Raw genomic sequence first — 23,787 nt, forward strand, 5'->3', positions numbered from 1 at the left:
CTGTTCGGTCCAGTGTCCGTCGTGCCGCACGACAATGTCGGCCCAGCGATGGCTGGAACGACTGCCGCCGATGGCGATCGTGCTTTCGGCCGAGGGGAACGAGATCGATGTCGGCGAACTCGTCCAGACCGTCCACCCCGCGCTGCCGATTGCACCGCCCGAAGCTGAACCGAGAGGCCGCTCCGATCTCGCTGCGGCGGCCGACGTATCAAGTGACGGTGACGGCGTTGATCCTGACCTGGATGCGGAAATCGACCTGGATGCGGAAATCGACCTGGATGCGGAAATCGACCTGGACGAACTCGCGTCCCATTCTGGCGTCTCGTTGATCGGCATTGATGACGACGAATTTTCCGCCGGCCCCCCCCGACCGCAGCCATCGATCGATCAACTCGAACACGCCTGGGAATCAACCGATGGCTGGGAGCCCCAAGACCCGATCTCCGATGCAGACGTTTTTGGCGACCACGATGACGACGAATTCAATGTCATGGAGGACCAGCCTCGGAAGCAGAAGGTGCCACTGGCCAACGACGATCAATCGTTTTACGAGCGTCACCACTGGGGACGTCGCCAACGGAACTCGATCCGACTGCTGAAAATCGCGTCGCCGACCTTGATCGCAGTCCCGATCATCGCAGCGATTCTGTACGCGTCCGGCGGCGACGTCGTGTTTGATCTGTTCGGGCAATCGACCGAGCCCGTTGCGGCCCGAGAACAAACCGATCGGAATCGAAACCGAAACACGGCCGCCAACCCCCTTCCCCCGTCCCCCTCCAGCGACACGTCCCCCGCCAGCGACACGTCCCCCTCCAGCGACACGTCCCCCGCCAGCGACACGTCCCCCGCCAGCGACGATGCAACCGGCATCGATTCACCCGGCGACGCGGACTCCGGCCAACCCGCTGATCGCACGGCCCAGACGGAAACCGTTGCCGGTCTTGTTTTGTCCGATCGCCCCGCCGCGGAAACACCCGCCCCCGATTCCTCGGCCCCCGATTCCAGCCACGTCGAAATCAGGGACGTTGACATCATGGACGTCGACGACGTGATCGAAAGCATCAAGCGAACCGGAGAAGCGATCGCGAAGGAGCGGGCAACGACGACGGAGGAACCAGCGCCACTGACGATCGCGATGCGGGCGAGACAGCAGAGGAAGGAACGCCATCGGCAACCGCAACCCGATGCGGCCGAACGCGAAACGGAGCTGCTCAATGCTGCCACGCTTACGTTTCCCCACGATCCCCCGTCGGCCGATTCGGTTTTACAAACCAGCGCACAGTCAGACATCGCCCCCAAACCGAACACACCCGAACCGAACACACCCGAACCGACAAAGGCAACGGAACCAGAATCGGAAAGTTTGCCAACCGAAGCGCCCGAGACGGCGACGATCCCGGCCCCTGAAATCGACACCGCCGCGTTGACGCAAGCGTGCCGGGAAGCGATCGAGGCGATCGGTCAGTGGCAGTTGGACGAGTCGCAAGACCGGCCGGCGCGGCAGCGGGTGCTGGCGCAGTTGCAGACCTATCGTTCGGTTTCGCAGATCGGTAGCCTGGAGTTCGCATCCGACAGCCCGATGGTGGCGAAGCTGCTGGAGACGCTGATTGATTCCGATGCGCTGACACCGCTGGAGCCGCTGTGCAGCGAATGGGTCGACTGGGGACGCCGTCAAACCGATGGAATGTTACTGATCGGACGATTGAAAGCCGGGGAAACCGAAACGTTTTTTGAACTCGCCGACGGGTCAACACTAAACATCGAATCGTCAACGGAAATCGGCGTGCCGACCGGGGCGCGTTGCGTGGCGATCGGCAGAATCATTTCGACCGAAGACGTCCCGCTGGTCCAACTGTTGGCAGGCGCGGTGGTACCTTAAGCAAATCCGGAACAACAAGTGACGGGTGTTGAATGTGGGATAGGCTTCCAGCCTGTCGTTTCCGCCATGACAGGCTGGAAGCCTATCCCACTTTATTGTTCCGACGTTCCTAATCAACTTCACAACACCGCTTCACGGGCTCGTGTGGTCTTGTCATGCCTGATTCCAAACTACCCGCCGCACAACCCACCGCGGCCGAAACCGACAAAGACGCGAGCGTTCCCGAGGTCGCCGAATCGGCTTCCCTGTTCGGCACGTTGACGTACGGGTTGTCGCTGCCGGAGCGGACCGCGCGGAGTGCGTCGGCGGTCGTGGGAGGATTGGTCAACGAGACCGCTGGCTGGTTGATCCCCGCCGCCTTCCGATCGTCCAAGACCTACTCGGCGTTCGTCCAGCAAGCGTTGGACATGATGATCCACGACGTCGGCGGTGTCGAAAATCCGCACGCGGTCGCGGCCGATGCCGAGGAAGCCCAATTGGCACAGAAGGCGGTCGGCGGGCTGTTGGATCTGGCCGGCGCGGCGACGTTGCACCTGTCACCGATCACGGTCCTGGCGGTGTTCAACGACGTCGCTTATGGATCGAGCCACTACCTGAAACGTCTCAGCGATGAACTCAAACGCGAAGGGATCATCGACGAAACCTCCAGCATCGACCATGTCTCGGATCTGGTCGATGCACTGGAAAAAACCGGTGCCCGAGCGTCGGGCGCCGCCAACGCACCGCCGATGAGCGTGGAGGCGATGACGGAAACGATCTCCCAAATCACCGCCGAGATCCAGAACGTGGACCCGCGCAAGTTGATTCCGCAAAGCGAAATCAAACGGCTGTGGAACGAAATGGAAGCCGCCGCCGGCCAGGCGCACGTCGGGATCTGGGACGTCAGCACGACGATGACGATGTTCGCCATCGATCGCTTGTCATTGTCCACGCGGGGTGCGTTGTCGACCGTGCGCGTCGCCGGCAGCCTGCTCGATGAGCATTTCTTTGCCCATTACGGCGACGCCTTGACGGCGATCTCCGAAACAGGTTTCTACGAAACGCTGTCGGCGTCGTCGGAGCCCTATCTGGAAGCCGCCTGGCACAACTTTGATTCCAGTCGCGAAACCTGGACCGAAGCATTGATCACCGGACGGATGCCCAAAAAGTTTTGGGCCCGGTTTGCCGAGTGGTTCAAGAACCGCCGCAAGCCGCCAGCGGCGTGACGGCCTCTTGCCCCAAATCGGCACACATCCGCAAGCGGCCAAGCAACGCCCCTCACGCACACGTCGTTCTATCATTCCATTCGGTAACGCCGTGAAGCAGTTGTTAGCGGTAGGGCGCGAGCCCTCCGGTCTTTCGATAACGATGAAGAACCGGAGGGCTTGCGCCCTGCCGCTAACACCTCGTAAAACACAGAAAACAAATCCTTCACAGCGTTACCCATCATTCTGCCCCCCCATCATTCTGCCCCCCCATCATTCTGCCACCCCATCATTCTGCCACCCCATCATTCTGCCCCCATCGTTCTGCCCCCATCGTTCTGCCCCCATCGTTCTGCCCCCATCGTTCTGCCCCCATCGTTCTGCCCCCATCGTTCTGCCCCCATCGTTCTGCCACCCCATCGTTTTGCCCCCATCGTTTTGCCACCATCAAAACGCGGTCCATCGTGCTAAACTGACACCTTCCGCCACGATCGCCCCAGGCACGAAGAGCTTCACCCCATGCCCGCTTTCACCGTCTCACGTACGACGCAAATCAAATCCGATCCCGAGACCGTGTTTGCCATCCTCAGCGATTTCGCGACGTGGAAAACGTGGTCGCCCTGGTTGCTGGCCGACAAAGACGCGACCGTCACGCTGCAGGGCGACCCGACCGCGGTCGGTGGCGGATACAGCTGGGACGGCCCCGTCGTGGGAGCGGGCGAGATGGAGCACCAGGAACTGCATCCGCCCTCGACAGCTCAATCGATCGGCACCATGCACGCGGAACTGCGTTTCACGCGCCCTTGGCGGTCGCAATCCGAGGTCGATTTCGAAGTCAAAAAAGGCAGGGACGAAGCCGGCCAAGAAGTGACACAGGTCCGCTGGACGATGCGCGGCTCGCTGCCGTTTTTTCTGTTCTGGATGAAGTCGATGATGGTGTCCTTGATGAACATGGATTTCGATCGCGGACTGCGGATGCTGAAAGAACGCATCGAGACCGGCGACGTCGCATCACAAACCGTGGTCAACGGAATCGTTCAATGCCAGCCGTATTACATCGTCGGAAAGTCCGGCCGATCGACGCTGGCCGACATCGGCGCTTCGATGGACGACACGTTCCAACAGGTCCAACAATCGCTGGCGGATGCCGGCATCGCCACCGATGGCCAGTGGTTGTCGGTTTACGACGACATGAACATCAAGACCCAAACGTTGTCCTACACCAGCGGCATGGTGCTGGACGAGGGCACCGCAGCGCCGCCCGGTCTGATCGCGCGCTCCCTGCCAGGCTTCAACGCCATGCAGATCACCCATACCGGTCGCTACGAGCATCTGGGGAACGCCTGGTCGGCGGCCCACCAGAATTTGCGGGCCCGCAAACGTAAGGTCAACCGTAAATTGCCCGGCGTGGAATTCTACCTCAACCGCCCCGAAAACACGCCGCCGGAAGCGTTGGTGACGGAACTCTACGTTCCGCTGAAATGACGACCGGTCCGGCCGGGCAGGGGCGGCAGGTGACCGCCCGAGTCCGAGACCACTACTTGCTCGGGTTCATCTCCTTGAGCGATTTACCCAGGCGTTTGCGTCCCGCGGCGGTCGTTTTGCGGCGCGGGGTGGTGGTGGTGGCGGCGGAATCATTGCCTAGCAAGGCTGCCAGGGTGGGCTGGACTTCCTGTTCCGTCTCCGGCAGACCGATTTGCTCGACCGCGTCGCTGACACCGAGAACCACCGACTGGCGGACTCCTTCCCGAAGCCACTGAAAAAAATTCATATTCATGTGTTGAATCCGTTCACTATTCAAAAAAGGGGGACCGCGCGGGCGGCTGACGATCGGTTCATCGGCATCGCGTCACGCCGGTCTTGACTCTCTTGTTTGCCTTCTAAGATCCCGACCGCGGCGGCGTCCAGACTGATTTCAGCGCGAGCCGTCGTCGGAGGGCGGGTCAACCCACTCGAACTCTGCAAAGGGCAGCACCCGGACGCTATCCTGACGATTTTCCGAGCGAACACCGATCATCCGTGGCAGCCCCGGATCGCTTTCGGCGGCGGCCCGGATCGCGTCGATGCCGCAAACAAAAAATGCGGTGCTGCACGCTTCGGCGTCGGTGGCGTTGTCAGCAATCGCCGTCAACGAGAGCAGGTCGCCGGCCGGAGCCCCGCTTCTGGGGTCGATCACGTGCCCGTAGCGTCGGCCGCGGTGGTGAAAAAATTGTTTGCCCGAACCGCTGGTCGAAAGCGCCTCGTCGCGAAGGCGAATGCCGGCCAAACGCAGCTTGGGCTTGGTCGGATGCGAAATCCCGACGGCCCAGCCTTGGCCGCTGTCGGCGACCTGGTCGCCGCGGGCGATCACACTGCTGCCGCCGCCGTGAATCAGGAAGTTGTTCAGTCCGCCGGCGGTGAGCGTTTCGGTCAATTCATCGAGTGCGTATCCTTTGCCGATCGCTCCCAAGTTGATTTCCATCCCCGGCCGTTCGAAGGCGACCGAGCGACGTTCGTCATCGAGCCGGACGCCGGTGTAGCCGACCTTGGCGACCGCGGCTCGGACTTCGGCGGCGGTCGGTTTTCGCCCCCGCCGCTCGGTGAACCCCCAAACCCGCACCAGCGGGCCGGCGGTGACATCAAACGCACCGGCCGTCTTTTCGCTCCACGCGATCGAGCGTTGGATCAAACGGTAGGTGCTTTCGGACACCGTGACCGGACGCTCGCTGGCGACGGCGTTGACCTGGGAAATCTCACTGTCGTCCCGATAGACCGTCAAATCAGCTTCGATCCGATCGAGCAATTCCAGGGCTTCGAAGGCGGCCTCGACCAGAGGGGCGTCGGATTCCGGCAGAATCACCGAGAACTCAGCCGCCATCGCGTGGTGTGAAATGGTTGTCAGCATCGTGGCGTCGGTTGTCAGCAGGAAAAACGCGGCGGGGATTCGGTTGCACGTGTCTAAACTGTCGGCGATCGACCAAACCGGTCAAGGCCACCGCAAAAATCCATCGAAACGGCGACTCGGACGCCCCAAAAAGGCCCGAACCCGCTCGGCCGATTGAATCTCTATGATTTCCGCCCGGGGAAGGCACAACGATGGGTTGCCAAGAATTGATCTATCCCACACAATCTCGCCTCAAGAAAGACCCACCGAGTCACCGAAGAACGGTGGGTACGGAGCGGTGGCTGAGTGGTCGAAAGCGCCGGTTTGCTAAATCGGTGAACGGGTCAAACCGTTCCGCAGGTTCAAATCCTGTCCGCTCCGCTTGAGCGTCTCCCACGGAGACCCTCAAAAAAATTCGGTGACCGTCAGATCCCTGGCGGTTTTGCGGTCATCGATAACAGACGCGGGCTACACCCCACGTCGTGATGAGAGTGTAGCTCAGTTGGTAGAGCATTCGACTTTTAATCGAATGGTCCTGGGTTCAAGTCCCAGCACTCTCACTTTTTCTTTTCTCGGGTAAGTGGGATAGGCTTCCAGCCTGTCATCCCGGAACCAGCCCGCCGTAGCCCGATGCCATTTACTTTGACGGCAAGCGCCAGGATGCCCGGCCGCTTACGCGTCGCGGCTCACAACAGCAATCGCCCTCAGCCCAGCAGCACGGCCATCGCACTGCCGTCGGTGGTGTGGGACAGGCACAGCACGAAAGGCGACGTCAGCGGTTCCGGCGTCTGGCGAAATTGAATTTCTGAATGTGTGCTGTCGTGCCGTGTCGGCGGAATCGTGTTGCCGGCAAGTGACAGCACGCCGGTGGCCAGCTCGATCACTCCCGACGCCGCTCCCGTGTGGCCGATCGACGCCGACACCGCCACCAGCGGACACGTCACCCCGACCTCGGCCAGCGCCGCCGCTTCCCCCGCATCTGCCTGGCGGTCCCCGATCGCATGACTGGTGACCAACCCGATCTGGTCGGGCGCCACCCCCGACTGATCCAACACGGCCTGGATCGCCAGGCGGATCGCGGTGCCGGCCTGTCGTGAGTTCGGCGGATCGAGTTCCGATTCGCGTTGACCGCTGCGAATCGCGTCGGTGGCACTGAACCGCGAAGCCGTCGCGAGCACGGTGGCCAGCACGGGGGCACCACGTCGCTCGGCATGCCGGCGGGTTTCCACCACCAACGACGCGGCACCTTCACCGCCGACGACACCGGGGGCGTTGGGATCATGCGGCCGAGACAGATCCTCGATCGCAAGCTCGCCCCGCACCGGGATGGGCGAATCGCGATGGTACAACATCCGGGTCGATCCGATCCGGGTCCCGGTGGCGCCGACCAGCACGACGTCGGCGATCCCCCGTTGCAAATACGATTCCGCTTCCAGCAGCGCCGCCGGGCCGGAGACGTCACCCAGGACCAGCGAGTTATTGGGACCTTGGGAATTGATCGAGATCCCGACCTGGCACGCGGGCATGTTGGGCAGGTACTTCAACATCCACAACGGCATCACCTCGCGCCGCGCCGTTTCGCCAAATCGCCCCGGATGCAGCTGCCCCGATTCATCCAGGCAACCGCGGATCGAATCGGCCAGTTCCTCCGGCGGGTTAAAAAAAATCTCGCTGCCGAAGACCGCACCGAGTCGCTGCGGGGGGATCGCGCCGGAGTCCGACGCGGGAATGGAATCGGAAAGCCCGGCGTGCTCGATCGCCAGTTGGGCCGAAGCGAACGCCGTCTGGATTTCGCGGCACATCACCTTGAGTGCCTTACGCGGCTTGACGTATTGCTTGGGCTGAAAATCGACGACGGGTGCCCCGACCCAAACCCCGTCGATCGCGTCGTCGGCCCCCGGCGTTGCCTCACCATCGGTCCTGTCGGCCAGCGATCGGACTCCGCTGCGGCCTGCCAGCAACGACTCAAAGAATTTCGCTTGCCCGATGCCAATCGCGCTGACAATCCCTACCCCTGTGATCACGATCGGTTCGTGTGGCATGGCAGTCAAAGGTGGCATTTTGGGGAGAAGCGGGTAGTAGGCACAAATCGAGCCGCGAGTATGATTTGTCGCCAACCCGATGGCTAGACGTGGGGTAAGCTTCCAGCTTGCCATTGCGGGCAGTGGGGTAAGCTTCCAGCTTGCCATCCCACGGTTTCGCAAGCTGGAAGCTTACGCCACGTTAGAGTTTTCGGTCGTAGATCCGCTGTGTCTTCATCTTTTGCGCCCCGCCGCGCTCGATCGTGCCCCGGGACAGGCGATTGCTCTCCAGAACCCAGGAGAATTCGCCGGTATGGATCCCGAACTCGATCGCATCGGGCAAAATCCGAGCCAGCGTCACCAACCCCAGCCCCCAACTTTGGTATTTGGGCAAGACGTTGGTGCTGACCAGCCGCAAGCGGTCGATTTTGCGTTTCCCCCGCAGCAGCTTGAGCCATCCGAATGGCAACAAATGCCCGTTCATATGGATCAGCAACTGGTTGTAATCCAGCAATCCGAATCCCGCCCCGACGGGCTCGCCGTCGATCTCCGCGATGCTGGTCAGCTCGGGGACGATCAACAATTTTAACTGTTTGGATTGATGCACCAGCTCCTCGTGGCTCATCGGGACGTAGCCCCAGGTCCGTTGCAGCGACTCGTTGTAGATCTGTAAAAAGGCCTGGACGTCTTCGTCGAATCGGGCACGATCGATGGGGCGACAGGTGACCTTGAAGCGTCGCGTCGACTCCTCGATGACAAACTTCAACTTGGGGTCGACGGTGGCCAGCTGATCCATCGTGGCGTCATAACAAAACACATCCTGGCATTTCTCAAATCCACACGCTTCGATCAAGGCACCGTAGTAGGCGTGGTTGTAGGGGATCAGAAACGTCGGCGGCGTGTCAAAGCCGTCGACCAACAATCCGACTTCGTAATTCAGACTCGGATTGACCGGCCCGCGGACGTCCGTCATCCCCTGCCGGCGCAACCAATCGGCCGCGGCGTCAAACAAACAGCGACTGACATCGACATCATCGATGCATTCGAAGAAGCCGAAGAAGCCCCGGGTTTCCTTGTGGTGTCGGTTGTGGGCGTGGTTGACGATGGCGACCACACGCCCGACCACCCGGCCGTTTTTGCGCGCCAGGAACGCCTGGCTGTCGGCATCCTTGTAAAATGGGTGCGAACCGAATCCGCACAACTGCTTGCGTTCACTCCAAAGCGGTGTCACCCAATTCGGATCGCCCGCATACAGCTCGCGTTCCAGTTTCATGAACGCCCGACGGTCGAACCAACTCCGCACCGGTGTGCACTGAATCGCTGAAGAGGAATTTGCTGTCGCAGGGGTCGCTGTTGAATCGTTCATCATCCATCCCGTAAATCGTTCCGCTCGATACCGCCCGGCGCCATGGCCCTGTCGTCGCGCCGGATCCGTGATACTATCTTCCCGACACGCTCGGGCACACCCGGATGCCCCTGTCCTTCCCCCCGATTCGGTCCGTTTTTCTTTTTCCCAATCGTCGACTCTTGCTGACCAGCACCAGTAATCCGACCGTCAAACACCTGGTCAAGATGCGGGACAACCGCGCGCGGCGGAGAGCCGGACGCGTCCTGGTCGATGGCTGGCGTGAGACGCAGCGGGCGATCGAATCGGGGCTTGATCCGGTCGGCATCTATGTGGTTGCCGATCACGGCGATGCAGTCATGCCCGCTTCGCAGCAATCGACGCACCCGCAATCCGACGCCCAGCGCTTCGTCACCGATTCGGCGAGCCAGGCGTTGGTCAGCGTCAGTCCGACGGTGATGCAAAAAATCGCCTATGGCCAATCCGAGCGCGGCGTGGTTGCCGAATTCGCGGCCCCGGACTGGAGCTTGTCGCAATTGCGGCTGCCGGAAACCGGACTGGTTCTGGTCCTTGATCAAATCGAAAAACCGGGCAACATCGGCGCCGCCTTCCGCTGCGCCGACGCGGCCGGCGCCGATGCCGTTATCCTGTGCCCCGCCGCAGCCGACCGCTTCAATCCGAACGCGATCCGCAACAGCTTGGGCGCGGTGTTTTCGGTGCCCTCGGCCACGGCCGACGAAGCCGACGCCAAAGCCTGGCTGACCGAGCGCGGGTACCGAATCTGCGCCGCCCGCGTTGAATCGTCACGTCCCCTGTGGCAAGCGGATCTGACGGGACGGTTGGCGATGGTGATCGGCAGCGAAGCACACGGGCTGGGCGATCACTGGCAAAGCGACGCCGACGGCACCGTCGATGCGATTCGGATTCCGATGGCAGGAAATATCGACAGCTTAAACGCCTCCGTCTCCGCCGCCGTTTTCCTGTACGAAGCCAAACGTCAGCGTCAGGTCGCCGGGAGCAAATAGATTTCGCGTTTGGCACGTGGGATAGGCTTCCAGCCTGTCGATGCTGGGATGACAGGCTGGAAGCCTATCCCACTGAATATCCATTCGGCGCGACGTTCACTCGCCGATGCGATACGTTCACTCGCCGATGCGATACAGCGCGTGCCGCGTGCGTTGCAGCAAGCCGCCATCGACGGGCACCGGGCTGGCCACCGTAAACGGTTCGTTGTCAGCCACGCGATTGGTCTGGACGACTTCGGGGCTACTGGAATCCAGCGGCCCGATCACGTAGGTCGTGGCGTCTTCGCTGGTCACATACAAATGGTTTCCGGCCACCAGCGGAGAACTGCTGAACCCGATTCGGGACTTCGGCAACTGCACCGACCAAAGCGTCTTTCCGGTCTCCAGGTCCACCGCCGCGACGGTGCCCTTGGCGGCCTTGCCGTCGGCGATGAAGTAGACTCGGTTGCCATCGATCGCGGGGGTCGGCACGTCGCTGCCAAGATCGTCGCGGCGCCAAACGATGCTGTCGCGCCCCTTGCCGGCGACGACGTCACTGATTCGACAGGTCGTGACGGTGGCCCCGCGCGAGTAGGGACAGACGATCAAGTCGCCTTGAACCACAGGGGACGCAATGGAACGAAAACGCTTGTCTTGATCGGGGTTGAATCCACCGACGCGTCCCAGTTGACGTCCGTCGCTGGCCGCATGAAGGGTCAAGTGGTCGGCGCCCATCACGGCGATCAGATCTCGATCTTCCAACGCAATCGGCGTCGCATAACTTTGCGCCGCCTCTTCGGGTGCCCCCAGTCGTCGATCGACCTTCCAGGCCACATCACCGGTCGCCCGGTCCAAGGCGACCAGGTAGCTGGGACCAGACTGCATCACCGCGACGACGACCAGATCGTTGATCAAAGTCGGGCTGGAACCCAAGTCCCACCACAGCGTGTCCTCCCCAAACTTGTCTTGCAGATTGACTTGCCACTGAATCTCGCCGTCCAAGTCGACGCAGGCCAAATCTCCGCTGCGGAAATAGGCGTACACGGATCGGCCATCGGTGACCGCCGACGGGTTGCTGCCGCCGCCCTTGCGATGCTTGTTTCCGCGATCGTCGCCCAACGCGGTCGTCCAGAGCCGCTCGCCGCTGTGAACATCGATCGCCAGCAGGGTATTTTGCCCCTCGGCGCCTTCGGTCAGAAAGGCCTTGCCGTCGGCCAGGACGGGCGTGCTGCCGCCCAGGCCGGACAGTTTTGTGGTCCATGCGATCCCGGATTTCTCACCCCACTTGATCGGATACGACTCCCCCGCGGCGACGCCATTTTGCTTGCCGCCACGCCATTGCGGCCAGGGACTGTCTTCGGCGGATGAAGAGGAGGAGACACCGACCGACAAGATCGCGGTGGCAAACAGAACGAACGCGAATCGAAACGACCGCATGGCGGGATTCCTCGAGCAGCAGGGAAAGCGGAGATGGGGTGGGGTAATCGTCTGAGAGACGACGGATTCATCTGTTATGATGGACGTCGTGAAATCATACCAGAGCAACCGCGGGTCGCGGTGCATTCCAGGCGGAGCAATCGACCGAATCGGGCCGCAAACTCGGCTCATCCACTCCCCATTGATGACAATCGTCGACATGAGACTCCAGCGTTTGCGAAATTCAAAGCGGTTTTGCGGATCGTCGGGCCTGGCCACCGGCCTGCTCGCCGTCGTCACTGGCCTGCTCGCGGTCGCCATCGCGTGGGCGCCGTTGCCGGTCCAATCGCAAGACACAGCCCCCGCGACACAAGCCGCCCCCGCGCCACAAGCCAGCCCCGCAGTGCAAGCCGACGCAGACCACGGGACAAAATCTTCCGGGGCACTCGACCAGCCCCGAAGTCTGGCCCGGGACCGTTACGTCGATCGCCAACGTGCGACGCTGGAGATGTGGCGACTGCGGACACAATCGCGACAAGCGGTCCAAGATGCGGCCCGCCACGCGGACCCCGAAGTCGCCGAGCGGGCCGCCTGGATCCTCAAGCAGTGGCGCAGCGCCTCGCTGCCGGGCGTGGCCCAAGGTCCGGCCGAACTGCTGCTCGATCGCGGCAGCCCGTCGGCGCTGGCGTCCGTCTTGGAACAAGGCGCCTTTGAGGCCGTCCTGGTCGCGGTCGAAGAATCGGCGGGGACGATTGAGTTTGATCAGATCAAGCAGCGTGTGGTGACCCTGTTGTCCCAACGCTATCCGTTTTATTGTGACAAAGCGTTCGCCGCCGGGACCGAGGCTGACCTGTTAAAACTGCTCGACGCGGTCGCCATCGATCGCAACGTCGCGACCGCCTGGCGCGACTTGAACCACCTCCTGCATCCGGCCGAAAACACCGACGCGGTCGCCCCGCTGCCCACCGCGGCTTCGCTTTGGAGCCCGGCGGAACAAGAAATCTGTCTCGCACAATTCGCCATGCTGCGTGGCGACGTCGATCAAGCGATCGCCCATGCCCGCTCGGCCGGTGATCCCGTCTTATTGCGGATCGTGCGAATGCTGGCAGACCGCTGGCCGGAGATCGCAGACGACGCCTTCGAAACCGCGCAGACCGCCGCCACGGATGAAGCGGCCGTCGAAGCCTACGCGTGGGCCTTGGCCGCCACCGCACGCACCGGCGATCGGGCGCGCTTTGACCAAGCCCAATCGCGACTGATTTTCGTCAAACCAGACGAGCCGGACGCCATCGGTGATCTCCGCTGGCGGGCCTTGGCGATGCACGCCCGCGTCGACGAAGCCATCGACGTGATCGCCGCACGCGACCCCGCCGCCGCGGCGAAAGTCGCATGCGCCGCGTCCCGATTCCGACGCGCCGAACAGCTTTGTGGGTACCCGCTGGAACAAATCGCCAGCGACCTGGACGGTTGGATCAAAGACGCGTACATCGATCAAGCCAACCTGCCGGCCGGGTCCATCGCGCCCTCGATCGAACGCCTTTATTCCTTGGCACGACTGCTGGTCAACATCGGTGACACGGACAACGCCTGGCGAATTTATCGTCGCCTCACGCCCCGCCAAGTGATCATTTCTCCCTACGGTGCATCGCTCCGAGAGCAAACCCTTGTCGAACTTGATTTGATCAATCGCTTCGACTGGATGCTCGACGTCGCGGTCGCACCCGGCGAAAACGCCGTGACCCAGCGAAGCCAGTATATCATCGCCCAAGCGCTCAACACCGAATCCGAGGCATTTCGCAAGGTACTCGATCAGATCAAATTGCTCCGACCGGCAAGTGATTTTCGCGAACGATTCCGAATCACGTTCCAGTTGTTTCGCGGCAAACCGCCCGAAGGGTTTGGGGACTCCGAAGATTTTGAAACGCTGTTCGATACACTGCTGCACGACCAACAGAGCAAACGCAGCGGCGGTCGTACGCTGCAAGTCGAACAGATCTCACTGGATCTGGACATCATCGACATGTTCATTCGCCAGGGTCAGGTGGAACTGGCCCGCGAAGGCCTTGCCGCGTTGACACGTGCCCGGGAGTTGGACGCGTTGATTTCGTCTGCCGAAACAGAATCCGAACAGGGTGACAATCGCGCCGCGGAAGCACTATGGCAACAAGTCGCCCGCCAAACCGCCCAGTACACGCCGACCAATGCCTTGATCACCGTCGATCACGGGCTGTCGTACGCCAAATCGATCGTCGGCAGTTGGATTCTGGCCAAACGCGCCGGCCATCGCGAGATCGCCGAGCAATTAGAAAGCCGACTGCGACTGATGCTGACGTCTCCTTCGATGAACTTTCGTAAAGAACTGGCGGACCATCTACGGCAAACCGGCCAGCACCAGCTCGCCATCGAAGCACTCCGCGATCTGGCCGTGTTGGCGAGTTTCGGCGGTGAAGACTCGCCCGATTTTTTTCGCGTCGCAGTCACCTACGTCGGCTTGATCGATGACCTGAAAGAAACCCATCCGGCCGCCTTGGATGACCTGCAGATCGATCCGCACGAAGCGGTCAAGTGGAGCGATCTGGCGGTCTTGGGTTTATTGAAAACAGCCAGGTATCACGACACCGCGTTCATCTCCGTCCCGTTGAGCGTTCGCAAAACGATCCTGCAACACGCGCTCGAGACCGCGGACGAATCGTTGGCGCGTGACGCGATCGATCAAATCGAATCGTACGATCCGATGAATATCGATTACGGCGAACGGATGCTGCCCGAACTCAGAAAAGCGGGGTTCGATCAACTCGCCGATTCGGCATTTGATCGACTGATGGATCACGGGCTGGACCAGATCAGACGTTTCCGCACCGATGCCACGACGCTGAACAACCTGGCCTGGGCGGCGGCGATGAACGAGCGACGACTCGACGAAGCCCTCGAACTGTCCCAACTGGCCGTCCTGCTGGAACCCGACAGCGTGATCTATCGTGATACGCTCGCCGAAGTGCTGCACCTGTTGGGCCGAACCCAGGAGGCGCTGGCGATCGAGTCGGCGTGTTTGCTGGACGAGCCCGACGAATGGCACCTGCACGAGCAAATCGAAAAGTATCAAAAACTGCTGCAGCCATAGCGTGTGGGATAAGCTTCCAGTGCTCCGTCAACTTTTCACCGGACGACTCCGCAGAGATTTGTTAGCGGCAGGGCGCGAGCCCTCCGGTCTTGCAACGTCGCCGCCCCGCATCAATCGGCGATCACGATTCGGCGATCACGTGAGCCACCGCGTGGGTGCGACAGGCCGAAACGCTCAAGTGCAACAGTGCGATGTCGTTCTCGCTGGCGCACTGCAGCGCGTTTCCGCTCAACACGATCTCATGCCCGGCGCCGGGACGAACGACCACTTCGATCTCGTTCCAGCGGACACCACGTCGTCGGCAATGCAGTGCTTTCATGACCGCTTCCTTGGCCGCCCAACGCGTCGCAAAGTGGCCGGGTGCGTCGGCGGTTTGCACACAGTATTCAATTTCGTCGGCGGTATAAACGCGCTCGAGGAACTGCTCACCATGCGTTTCAATCATTTTTGCGATCCGCACCGTTTCGACGATTTCAGTGCCAGTGGCAACAATCGACATGGTGATGGCTATCCAGGCGACAAGGGGATGTCCCGACAAAACTCCAGCGAGTGGACACCCCCGTAGTTTACTTCAGCCCGGATGCCTGTTGGGCGCGCAACAAGACGTCGGCGGCCACCGTGCGGGCACGCTCCGCACCGGCCCGGAGCACCTCGTGGACGTAGTCCAAGTTTTTCTCCAGATCGACGCGCCGCGCGCGGGCGTCGGCGAAATATGCCTCGCTCGCTTCGGCGATCGCCTTTTTGACTTCGCCATAACCAAAGCCGCCGCGACGGTACATCGCCGCCATCTCGTCGCGCTGCCCCGGGTCGGCAAACAAGCTGTACAGCTGAAACAGGTGGTCCCCGGCCGGTTCCTTCGGCTCTTCCATCGGCCGACTGTCGGTGGTGATCCGCATGATCTGTTTGCGAATCGACTTGACTTCACCAAACAACGGCAACGTGTTGTCATAGCTCTTGCTCATCTTTTCGCCATCGGTTCCCGGCACCTTGGCGCTGTCATCGAGCACGTTCGCCTTGGGCATCACGAACGTTTCGCCGTACTGGTGGTTGAACCGTCCGGCGATGTCGCGGCAGACTTCGATGTGCTGGACCTGGTCGGCGCCGACGGGTACCAGCTGGCTGTCATAGGCCAAAATGTCGGCCGCCTGCAAAACCGGATACGTGAATAAACCGGCGTCGGCGGGAATCCCCTTGTCGACCTTTTCCTTATACGCCACGCAGCGCTGCAGCAGCCCCATCGGGGTGCCGCTCAGCAAAATCCAACACAGCTCGCTGACTTCGGGAACCTGCGACTGGACAAACAACGTCGCCTGCTTCGGATCCAAGCCCAGGGCCAACAGATCGAGCGCGATGTCGATGACGTTTTGTCGCAGCTGGGCCGCATCGCGGACCGACGTCAACGCGTGCAAGTCGGCAATGAAATAAAAACCGTCGTGGTCGTCCTGCAGTTGGATGTACTGACGGATGGCACCAAAGTAATTGCCCCAGTGCGGACGTCCGGTGGGCTGTATTCCCGAGAGCACGCGTTTGGGGGTTGCAACATCGGTCATCGAGAAGAATCCGTCGGAAAAACTAGGGTGGAGTAACGTCCAGGGGGAATGCCGGCAGGATTGTGTTCGATTGCGTGATTCCTTTGAAGAAGGGCCCCTGTTTTTTTCTGCGCCGCCCGGCGAACTGAACGCGTGTCCCAGGGCGCGCCGCGCGTTTCGGGCCGGGTCCGGATACGGACTGCCGACACGCCAGATGTGCGATTGCGTCAAAAAGTACGCAGCCGTCAAATTTTACCTTATCTGCTTGATTGCCCCATTTGTACCGCTATCCTACCTCTGTCTGCCGGATTGTCCGGCGTACTCATATCAGCGGGATCGGAGGGTATTTACAACTATGACGCGTTTTCGATTTTCGGTCTGTTTGGCAGTGTTGATCGCTGCGGCGGGCTTTTCTGACCTGGCCGCGGCCGGCGGATCTTCGGGAGGTTCTTCCGGAGGTTACGCGAGCTCGGGCGGCAGCAGCGGAGGGCAAGTGGCCCTGTACGGTGCTGCGTCTTCGGGTGGCAGCTACGGATCTTCGGGTGGCTACGCCAGCAGCGGCGGTTCGTCCGGCGGCTATGTCGGCCCCTTGCGTCGTCTCGCGGCCCGCATTCAAGCCAACCGCGATGCGCGTCGTGCCGCGGGCAGCAGCGGTGGGTCCTCCGGTGGCAGCAGCGGCGGCTCGTCCGGCGGCAGCAGCGGTGGGTCCTCCGGTGGCAGCAGCGGCGGTTCGTCCGGTGGCAGCAGCGGTGGCGTCGCTTACGCGTCTCCCGCCGTCGGCTACTCCGTGCCCTTGACCCGGCTTCGATCCAGCTCCGTCGCAATGGCCGGTTACGAGTCCTCGTCGATCGAGTCATCCTACCAGCAGTACACGCCGCTGAAGAACTCGCTCGCGGACACCAAGTCGAACAACGAGTCAGCCCCGACGGCTGCGGACGACGATCGTTACGAATCGGTCAAGCCGGCGCTCGACGACGACGCAGCCTTGCTGACCGTCGCCGTCCCCAACGACGCGGCCAGCGTGTTGGTCAACGGCCACAAGACGACCAGCGATGGAATGGTTCGCCAATTCATGTCGCGTGGTCTGAAAGAAGGCTACCTGTACACGTACGTCGTCGAAGTCACGTATGACCACGACGGCGAAACGAAAACGGAAAGCCGTGAAGTGAAACTTCGCCCCGGTGACAACGAACGCGTCGTGTTCGAACCGCCGGCCGGCGATCAGCCCGCCGCGGACGACCTGAGCGCCAGCGTGGCTCCGGTTCAGCCGACCACGGTCACCGTCGTCAAATTGCACGTGCCCTCGGGTGCGAAAGTCAATCTGGCCGGCAACGACACCAACGGAAAAGGGATGGTTCGAACCTTCCGCACGACTCAATTGAAGTCGGGCGATCGTTGGAGCGACTACACCGTGCGTGTCACCGCTGAAGTCAACGGGCAACTGGTGTCGCGTGAGCGAACGATCGACGTCGTCGCCGGTAGCACGAACGAGCTGACTTTCGACTTCGATACCTCGGCGGTCGCGAAACGCTAAACGCGCCCCCGAAGTCAACGCCAAGTTTTTCGCAGCGCCTGATCGGCCCCGTCCGATCAGGCGTTTTTTTGTGTAGATTACTCGCCCCGCCAAGACCGACGTGGCTACAAATTCGTCCCGGCTTGGTTAGTCTGTAATGTGTTTTTCGACGTCCCGTTCACCTCGCGACGTGCCCGTCTTCTCCAGTTTTGATGATCCGGATGTCCAAGCGACGCAGTCAGGGTAGCCGCATCCCGAGCAGCCACACTCAACACGACGCTTCGTCGGGCCCCGAGCCCGTCGCCGGGCACGACGATGCCGAAGGACCGACCGATCAGCCGGCCGACGCAGCCGTGCAGCGACGCTGGAAGCTGATCGTCAGCGGGCTGGTCTTGTTCCATCTGCTGGCGGTCGGGTTGCCGCCGCTGGCGTTTCAGACCTTCAGCCTGGATGGTCCCTCGCCGCTGGTCGGTACGCTGATCCGACCGTTTGCGGGCTACGGCCAATTCCTACACATGGACCGTGGCTATGCGTTCTTCGCCCCCGATCCGGGACCGAGTCACCTGATCCAAGCGGCGTCGACCAACGACGACGGCACGCTGACCGAGCGGATGTATCCCGATCGACACGACCAATGGCCGCGGCTGTTGTATCACCGACATTTCATGCTGGCCGAATTCCTGAATGAGTCGTACTGGCCGCCGGGGCCTCCCGACGAAATGTTCCAGTCCGATCGCCCCGCCGCCGAGCTTTGGCAACAGCGCCGCGGACGCTACGAATGGATCCGACAATCGATGGTCGATCATTTGAGAAGCGTCAACGATGGCCGCGAAGTCGCGATCCGTCGGCTGGAGCACGGATTGCCCGGTCTGCAAGAATTCAGCGAAGAACCGATCGCGCTGGACGATCCCCGGCTGTACAACGTCTTGCTCGACCAACCGATCTTCAGCGACGAAATCGCCCCGGCCCCGGTGACGACCGAAGTGATTCCCGCCCCCGAAGTCGGCGCCGATGCCGGCGCCAATCCCGACGCCGGCGAACGCCCGGCATCGGGTTCGCCGGCGCCCAACGCGCCGCCGGCCGAGCCGTCCACCCTCAACGCGGAGCCCCAGTCATGAGCAGTCGTTCGGCGACGGCAGGTTCCACGGGCGAAACGTTCGGCGACGCGTTGTCCCGTTGGGCCGATGCCTGGGATCGTTTTTGGTTCACGCCGACGCGTCCCCACACCTTGTGCGTGCTGCGGATCCTGACCGGAGCGATGTTGTTGTACTGTCACGTCGTCCTGGCCAGCGACCTGCTGGCGTTTGTCGGCCCCGACGCATGGATGAGCAACGACATGGCGCGTCAATTACACGACGGGGCCTTCGGCACCAGCGATTGGGCGCGCAGCTATCTCTGGTACTTCAACAGCCCCACGGTGATCTGGCTGCACCACGGCGTCACGATCCTGGTGACGGCGATGTACATGATCGGACTGGGAACGCGGATCACCATTCCGCTGGCCTTGTTCTTTCAATTGATGTACTTGCATCGGTTGACCGGCGCCCTGTTCGGGCTCGACCAGATCGTGACCTACACCACGATGTACCTGGCGCTGACGCCGTGCGGCAGCCGATTCTCGATCGACGCCTGGATTCGAAAACGCCGCCCCGACAAATGTGCGACCTCTGCGTTTTGGCGGTTCATGTTGCCCGATGATTCCCCCAGCGTTGCGGCCAACATCGGCACACGGTTGCTGCAACTGCATCTCTGCGTGATCTATCTGTTCGGCGGGTTGTCCAAGGCGCGCGGTGAAACCTGGTGGAACGGCACCGCGGTTTGGTACGCCGTGTCGAACTACGAATACCAGTCGTTGGACATGACGTGGATGTCACGCTACCCGGCCATCATCTCGGCGCTTTCCAATGCCACACTGTTTTGGGAAGTCTTCTATTGCGCGCTGATCTGGCCGCGGGTGACGCGTCCGTTTGTGCTGGCCGTTGCCGTCGGCGTTCATGCCTCCATCGCCCTGTTCTTGGGCATGATCACGTTCGGATCGATGATGATCTTTGCCAACGGGATCTTTCTGTCGCCACGACTGTTCCAAAGCAAAGATCAACGCCAATCCGACGACGAGGCCGCGGCGCTGATCGAAAATGACGAAGTGGCAGACGTCGAAGCCGCCGAGCAGGAATTGAATGAGCAGCTTCAGAACCCGGACCTGTCAGCCAGCGAACGGGCTCGACTGAAAGAGAAACGCGACAAGATTCGCGCCGCGGCCGCGCGCGTGAAACGCCGCTATCGGGCGCTGAAGAAACGCGAAGAGAAGTACGAAGCGCGAGTCAAAAAACTGCGTGAGCGGGAAGCCAAGATCAAGACCATCGTGCAAAAACGCCGCGACCGGAAATCGCAAGACGACGGCGATTCGACGATCGAGTGAGCACGCCCGGCCACTCCCGCGAATCGCCCCCCCGGAGTCCATCACCTTCCCTCGCAGCGAGGTCGTGCAGTTTGAAAGTCACCCTCCTGGCAGGAGGGTCGAGCGAAGCGAGGGGAGGTCGAACGATGAATCGCGAGTTTTACTCCACCTGCCCGAGTCGCGTCCCGAGCAGCAAAGAGAACCCTCTCCTCGCTACGCTCGACTCTCCCAGAGGGGATTCTTCGTGGATTTTAGTGGGTAATCACTCAGGACCCAGGTTTTTTGAGGCATTGCTGCGATGTCCGAATGGGTGTTGGACGACAAACGCTCGGTTCAAACGCCCCTCCGGCGACGCGGGCCGGTGGAGGGCACGAAGCACCTTCGCCGCATCGCAGACCAGGTGATTCCTAGGCGGGTTGCTCGTCCGCAGAGCCCGTCTCCGCTTCACCTGGCTTCGCCATCCTACCGAACAGAACCATCGGACATCGCAGTCATCCCTCAAAAAACCTTCCCCGAGTATTCGAGAGCACCCACTAAAATCCACGAAGAACCCCCAGAAGGAGAGTGACGAAAACCGTTTGAAATCAACCACTTGAAAACCGCGCGAGCTCTGTGCGCGAGCTCTGTGCGCGAGCTCTGTGCGCGATCTCTGTGCGCGAGCTCTGTGCGCGAGGGTCCAGCGAGGGGAGGGGCGTGCGGTCATTCTCCATTTCCCATACGGAATGCCCTCCAATCTGAACCGGCCGATTCTGTTAGAATCGTGTCTCGCTTTTCACGCCCCGAAACGAGTCGCTTTCATGGCCGATCCGGCCCCTTCTGACTTCACCGACCCGGCCTTTCTCGCCGCCCGCGAAGCGGCGATGCGGGCCGTGCCGGCGCCGCCCGACGCCCCGCCCTGGCGTCCGCCGTCGTATGCCGACGCGCTACGGGTCAGCGAAAAGATCACGTCCGATTACCGCGAACTTCACCGGCCGAATTCCATGGATGTTAAACCAAGCGAAGTCTGTGCGGCGCTGCAGCAGGGCGGCGTCAAAAACTGGGTGCTGATGGGGCTGCACGGGTACGTCGGCTACATGAGTGACCCGCGCGCGACCCAGGACGTCGACGTGCTGGTGCCCTACAGCCAAAAGAAAAAAGCCGTCAAAGCAATCTTGGAACGCTGGCCGACGTTGGTCGTTGCAGAAATGGAATTCGTCGTCCGCTTCAAAGATCCCGGCGACTTGGACGAGAAAGACCAACCCAAGGTGGTGATCGATCTGATGTTGCCGTGGGGAAAGCTGCACGAATTTGTACTCGGAAATCATGTGCTTGTTGATCCAAAATCTGGACACCAAATTCCAAGTTTTGAAGCGGCACTGGCATGCAAATATGCACCGATGGTTTCACCGTATCGACAATTCGAACGCAAAGTCCAAGACGCGGCAGACTTTCGTAAGATGATCAAGTTTCACGACGGGGTCGTCGATCGCGACCTGCTTCGTCAGCTCGGAAACATGGTATGGGAAAATGGCGGAGAAGAAATTCTCTCGTTCGTCGACCTAGCCATGGCCGACAAACAGTTCCCACTTTGACTTTCGTTCCGACTGGATCTTCTATGCGTCTTATTGTTTTTCTGCTGGCTGCATCCTTCTTCGGTTTGCTAAACCCAGTCCATGCCGACCCCGCCGCCCGCCCCAACATCCTGTTGGCGATCGCGGACGATTGGTCCTACGGCCACGCCAGCGCGTACGGATGCCCGTGGGTCCAGACACCGAACTTCGACCGCATCGCGCGCGAAGGGTTGCTGTTCCACAACGCCTACACCCCCAACGCCAAATGCGCCCCCTCGCGGGCGATCATTTTGACCGGGCGTTATTCGTGGCAACTCGAAGAAGCTGGCAACCACATGTGCTACTTCCCGGCCAAATTTGGTGGCTATGTCGAACGCCTGGCCGCCGACGGCTACTTTGCCGGGTTCACCGGAAAGGGCTGGGGACCGGGAATCGCCAACGACGCCGACGGAAACCGCCGCGCGATCACCGGCAAAGCCTATTCCCAGAAAAAGGCCAAACCGCCAACCTCACACATCTCTAACAACGACTACGCAGGAAACTTCGAAGCCTTCCTGGCCGATGCCCCCGAAGCAACACCCTGGGTGTTTTGGTATGGGACCACCGAACCGCACCGGGCGTATGAATACGGATCAGGCGTGCGACTGGGGAAGAAAACGACCGACATCGACAAGGTGCCCGGCTACTGGCCCGACAATGAAACCGTCCGCAACGACATGTTGGACTACGCCGTCGAAGTCGAACACTACGATCGTCATCTGGGACGTATTCTCGATGCGCTCCAGGCCGCCGGCCAGCTGGACAACACCCTGATCGTCGCGACCAGCGACCACGGCATGCCGTTCCCACGTGCCAAGGGCCAAGCCTATGACGAGTCCAATCACATTCCGCTGGCGATCCGTTGGCCTGCAGGGATCAAGACGCCCGGACGTTCGGTCGATGACTTCGTCGATTTCGCCGGTCTGGCGCCGACCTTTTTGAAGGCGGCCGGCGTCACCTCGCTCGGCCCGATCATGCAACCCACCAGCGGTCGCGACTTGTTCGACGTTTTCCAAGCCTCCGGTCCGGTCGCCGGTCGCGATCACGTGTTGGTCGGTAAAGAACGCCACGACATCGGTCGCCCCAACCGCGGCGGTTACCCGATTCGCGGGATTCGCAAAGGTGACTTGCTGTACTTGCACAACTACGCCACCGATCGCTGGCCCGGCGGTAATCCCGAAACGGGGTACTTGAACTGTGACGGCGGGGCGACGAAGACGGAAGTCTTGCAGCTGCGCCGCAGTGGGACCGCGACCACGTTTTGGAACCTCTGTTTCGGCAAACGCCCCGCCGAAGAACTCTACAACGTCGCCGCCGATCCCGATTGCATCAACAACCTGGCGACCAGCGCGAAGTTCGCCGACCAACTCGCCGAGCTTCGCCAACAGATGGAATCCGAGTTGAAAGCACAAGGCGATCCACGGATGTTCGGCAACGGAGACATCTTCGACGCCTACGAGTACACGTCCCCCAGCACTGCGGGCTTTTACGAACGCTACATGTCCGGCGAAAAACTTCCCGCCGGATGGGTCAACCCCGACGATTTCGAAGCGCAGCCGCTGGATTGAGGGGCCGGGATGGCAGAATGATTCGGGGCAGAACGATGGCGTGCCCGTCGGCTGGCGCCAAACGGCTAATCCCACGAAGAATCGAAGCAACGGAAACCGTCGAGCCTTCGAATCCGAGCAGCCCCACATCCGTGGGTACGCTCTGCCATCCGTGGGCCAATTCAAACTCTATCCGCGGACAGCCCCGTGCGGTCGCTCGAGTTTCCACCCCCTACGCACCAAGTGAAGAAGCAACCCTCCCTGGCAGGGAGGGTCGAGCGCAGCGAGGGGAGGGTCGACTGATGATCCTTGAGCGAATCCTTGCCACACCGAACCCTCCCCGTCGCGCATTCTCCGTAATCGGAAAAACCCGACCCG

The 23,787-nt window shown here is 61.3% G+C and carries 17 protein-coding genes and 2 tRNA genes; 12 read left to right on the forward strand and 7 right to left on the reverse strand.

Annotation, left to right across the window (positions count from 1 at the left end; all coding sequences use genetic code 11):
* The first annotated feature begins 34 nt into the window (after positions 1 to 34).
* The 3 genes from Enr13x_RS38225 to Enr13x_RS25090 all read left to right on the forward strand — a co-directional run bounded on the left by Enr13x_RS38225 (position 35) and on the right by Enr13x_RS25090 (position 4,548).
* Complete coding sequence (locus Enr13x_RS38225) at positions 35 to 1,879, forward strand: hypothetical protein (protein ID WP_197455340.1); 1,845 nt, start codon at positions 35 to 37, stop codon at positions 1,877 to 1,879.
* 155 nt (positions 1,880 to 2,034) lie between these two features.
* On the forward strand, positions 2,035 to 3,084 hold the full coding sequence (locus Enr13x_RS25085) for a hypothetical protein (RefSeq protein ID WP_145389551.1): 1,050 nt from the start codon (positions 2,035 to 2,037) through the stop codon (positions 3,082 to 3,084).
* A gap of 498 nt (positions 3,085 to 3,582) precedes the next feature.
* Positions 3,583 to 4,548, forward strand: coding sequence for an SRPBCC family protein (locus Enr13x_RS25090; RefSeq protein ID WP_145389552.1), 966 nt, complete (start codon positions 3,583 to 3,585; stop codon positions 4,546 to 4,548).
* A gap of 52 nt (positions 4,549 to 4,600) precedes the next feature.
* Here the strand turns inward: Enr13x_RS25090 and Enr13x_RS25095 are convergent, their stop codons facing one another.
* Both Enr13x_RS25095 and Enr13x_RS25100 read right to left on the reverse strand, forming a co-directional pair.
* Positions 4,601 to 4,840 (reverse strand): hypothetical protein, encoded by a 240-nt coding sequence (locus Enr13x_RS25095; protein ID WP_145389553.1) that lies wholly within the window; start codon positions 4,838 to 4,840, stop codon positions 4,601 to 4,603.
* A 138-nt stretch (positions 4,841 to 4,978) separates the two neighbouring features.
* Positions 4,979 to 5,947 (reverse strand): FAD:protein FMN transferase, encoded by a 969-nt coding sequence (locus Enr13x_RS25100; RefSeq protein WP_145389554.1) that lies wholly within the window; start codon positions 5,945 to 5,947, stop codon positions 4,979 to 4,981.
* Positions 5,948 to 6,218: 271 nt separating this feature from the next.
* Between Enr13x_RS25100 and Enr13x_RS25105 the strand changes: the two genes are divergently transcribed.
* Positions 6,219 to 6,307 (forward strand) — tRNA-Ser (locus Enr13x_RS25105).
* 106 nt (positions 6,308 to 6,413) lie between these two features.
* Positions 6,414 to 6,486 (forward strand) — tRNA-Lys (locus tag Enr13x_RS25110).
* 144 nt (positions 6,487 to 6,630) lie between these two features.
* On the opposite strand, the gene Enr13x_RS25115 is transcribed toward Enr13x_RS25110, so the two are convergent.
* Positions 6,631 to 7,968 (reverse strand): beta-ketoacyl-[acyl-carrier-protein] synthase family protein, encoded by a 1,338-nt coding sequence (locus Enr13x_RS25115; protein WP_197455341.1) that lies wholly within the window; start codon positions 7,966 to 7,968, stop codon positions 6,631 to 6,633.
* A gap of 181 nt (positions 7,969 to 8,149) precedes the next feature.
* The gene (locus Enr13x_RS25120) at positions 8,150 to 9,316 is read right to left on the reverse strand and encodes a GNAT family N-acetyltransferase (RefSeq protein ID WP_390620997.1); all 1,167 of its coding nucleotides are present in this window, start codon (positions 9,314 to 9,316) and stop codon (positions 8,150 to 8,152) included.
* Between the two features lie 158 nt (positions 9,317 to 9,474).
* Between Enr13x_RS25120 and Enr13x_RS25125 the strand changes: the two genes are divergently transcribed.
* Positions 9,475 to 10,317 carry a TrmH family RNA methyltransferase gene (locus Enr13x_RS25125; RefSeq protein ID WP_231743771.1) on the forward strand — a complete coding sequence of 281 codons (843 nt, stop codon included), beginning with the start codon at positions 9,475 to 9,477 and terminating at the stop codon, positions 10,315 to 10,317.
* A gap of 117 nt (positions 10,318 to 10,434) precedes the next feature.
* On the opposite strand, the gene Enr13x_RS25130 is transcribed toward Enr13x_RS25125, so the two are convergent.
* A complete protein-coding gene (locus tag Enr13x_RS25130; RefSeq protein ID WP_145389558.1) occupies positions 10,435 to 11,733 on the reverse strand; it encodes an outer membrane protein assembly factor BamB family protein in 1,299 nt (432 codons plus the stop codon).
* A gap of 199 nt (positions 11,734 to 11,932) precedes the next feature.
* Here Enr13x_RS25130 and Enr13x_RS25135 point away from each other — a divergent pair, with 199 nt between their 5' ends.
* Positions 11,933 to 14,833 carry a tetratricopeptide repeat protein gene (locus tag Enr13x_RS25135; protein ID WP_145389559.1) on the forward strand — a complete coding sequence of 967 codons (2,901 nt, stop codon included), beginning with the start codon at positions 11,933 to 11,935 and terminating at the stop codon, positions 14,831 to 14,833.
* A 121-nt stretch (positions 14,834 to 14,954) separates the two neighbouring features.
* On the opposite strand, the gene acpS is transcribed toward Enr13x_RS25135, so the two are convergent.
* A complete protein-coding gene (gene acpS, locus Enr13x_RS25140; RefSeq protein WP_145389560.1) occupies positions 14,955 to 15,332 on the reverse strand; it encodes a holo-ACP synthase in 378 nt (125 codons plus the stop codon).
* A 67-nt stretch (positions 15,333 to 15,399) separates the two neighbouring features.
* Entirely contained in the window at positions 15,400 to 16,383 is a 984-nt protein-coding gene (gene trpS, locus Enr13x_RS25145) for a tryptophan--tRNA ligase (protein ID WP_145389561.1), read from the reverse strand.
* Positions 16,384 to 16,717: 334 nt separating this feature from the next.
* On the opposite strand from trpS, the gene Enr13x_RS25150 reads away from it, so the two are divergent.
* The 5 genes from Enr13x_RS25150 (at position 16,718) to Enr13x_RS25170 (ending at position 23,430) form a co-directional block, all read left to right on the forward strand.
* The gene (locus Enr13x_RS25150) at positions 16,718 to 17,896 is read left to right on the forward strand and encodes a TIGR03000 domain-containing protein (protein ID WP_145389562.1); all 1,179 of its coding nucleotides are present in this window, start codon (positions 16,718 to 16,720) and stop codon (positions 17,894 to 17,896) included.
* 200 nt (positions 17,897 to 18,096) lie between these two features.
* Complete coding sequence (locus Enr13x_RS25155) at positions 18,097 to 18,993, forward strand: hypothetical protein (protein WP_145389563.1); 897 nt, start codon at positions 18,097 to 18,099, stop codon at positions 18,991 to 18,993.
* Positions 18,990 to 20,294 (forward strand): HTTM domain-containing protein, encoded by a 1,305-nt coding sequence (locus tag Enr13x_RS25160; protein WP_145389564.1) that lies wholly within the window; start codon positions 18,990 to 18,992, stop codon positions 20,292 to 20,294. Before Enr13x_RS25155 ends, Enr13x_RS25160 begins: the two co-directional genes overlap by 4 nt.
* Before the next feature lie 776 nt (positions 20,295 to 21,070).
* Positions 21,071 to 21,844 (forward strand): hypothetical protein, encoded by a 774-nt coding sequence (locus Enr13x_RS25165; RefSeq protein WP_145389565.1) that lies wholly within the window; start codon positions 21,071 to 21,073, stop codon positions 21,842 to 21,844.
* Positions 21,845 to 21,867: 23 nt separating this feature from the next.
* A complete protein-coding gene (locus Enr13x_RS25170; RefSeq protein ID WP_145389566.1) occupies positions 21,868 to 23,430 on the forward strand; it encodes a sulfatase family protein in 1,563 nt (520 codons plus the stop codon).
* Positions 23,431 to 23,787 lie beyond the last annotated feature (357 nt).

The sequence above is a fragment of the Stieleria neptunia genome (assembly GCF_007754155.1).
Taxonomy (GTDB): domain Bacteria; phylum Planctomycetota; class Planctomycetia; order Pirellulales; family Pirellulaceae; genus Stieleria; species Stieleria neptunia.

Coding starts and splice junctions, on each gene's coding strand:
- Enr13x_RS38225 (WP_197455340.1), top strand. CDS start 35: ATGTCGGCCCAGCGATGGCTGGAACGACTGCCGCCGATGGCGATCGTG.
- Enr13x_RS25150 (WP_145389562.1), top strand. CDS start 16,718: ATGACGCGTTTTCGATTTTCGGTCTGTTTGGCAGTGTTGATCGCTGCG.
- Enr13x_RS25095 (WP_145389553.1), bottom strand. CDS start 4,840: ATGAATATGAATTTTTTTCAGTGGCTTCGGGAAGGAGTCCGCCAGTCG.
- Enr13x_RS25100 (WP_145389554.1), bottom strand. CDS start 5,947: ATGCTGACAACCATTTCACACCACGCGATGGCGGCTGAGTTCTCGGTG.
- acpS (WP_145389560.1), bottom strand. CDS start 15,332: ATGTCGATTGTTGCCACTGGCACTGAAATCGTCGAAACGGTGCGGATC.
- Enr13x_RS25155 (WP_145389563.1), top strand. CDS start 18,097: ATGTCCAAGCGACGCAGTCAGGGTAGCCGCATCCCGAGCAGCCACACT.
- Enr13x_RS25085 (WP_145389551.1), top strand. CDS start 2,035: ATGCCTGATTCCAAACTACCCGCCGCACAACCCACCGCGGCCGAAACC.
- Enr13x_RS25115 (WP_197455341.1), bottom strand. CDS start 7,968: ATGCCACACGAACCGATCGTGATCACAGGGGTAGGGATTGTCAGCGCG.
- Enr13x_RS25160 (WP_145389564.1), top strand. CDS start 18,990: ATGAGCAGTCGTTCGGCGACGGCAGGTTCCACGGGCGAAACGTTCGGC.
- Enr13x_RS25165 (WP_145389565.1), top strand. CDS start 21,071: ATGGCCGATCCGGCCCCTTCTGACTTCACCGACCCGGCCTTTCTCGCC.
- Enr13x_RS25090 (WP_145389552.1), top strand. CDS start 3,583: ATGCCCGCTTTCACCGTCTCACGTACGACGCAAATCAAATCCGATCCC.
- Enr13x_RS25170 (WP_145389566.1), top strand. CDS start 21,868: ATGCGTCTTATTGTTTTTCTGCTGGCTGCATCCTTCTTCGGTTTGCTA.
- trpS (WP_145389561.1), bottom strand. CDS start 16,383: ATGACCGATGTTGCAACCCCCAAACGCGTGCTCTCGGGAATACAGCCC.
- Enr13x_RS25135 (WP_145389559.1), top strand. CDS start 11,933: ATGAGACTCCAGCGTTTGCGAAATTCAAAGCGGTTTTGCGGATCGTCG.
- Enr13x_RS25120 (WP_390620997.1), bottom strand. CDS start 9,316: ATGATGAACGATTCAACAGCGACCCCTGCGACAGCAAATTCCTCTTCA.
- Enr13x_RS25130 (WP_145389558.1), bottom strand. CDS start 11,733: ATGCGGTCGTTTCGATTCGCGTTCGTTCTGTTTGCCACCGCGATCTTG.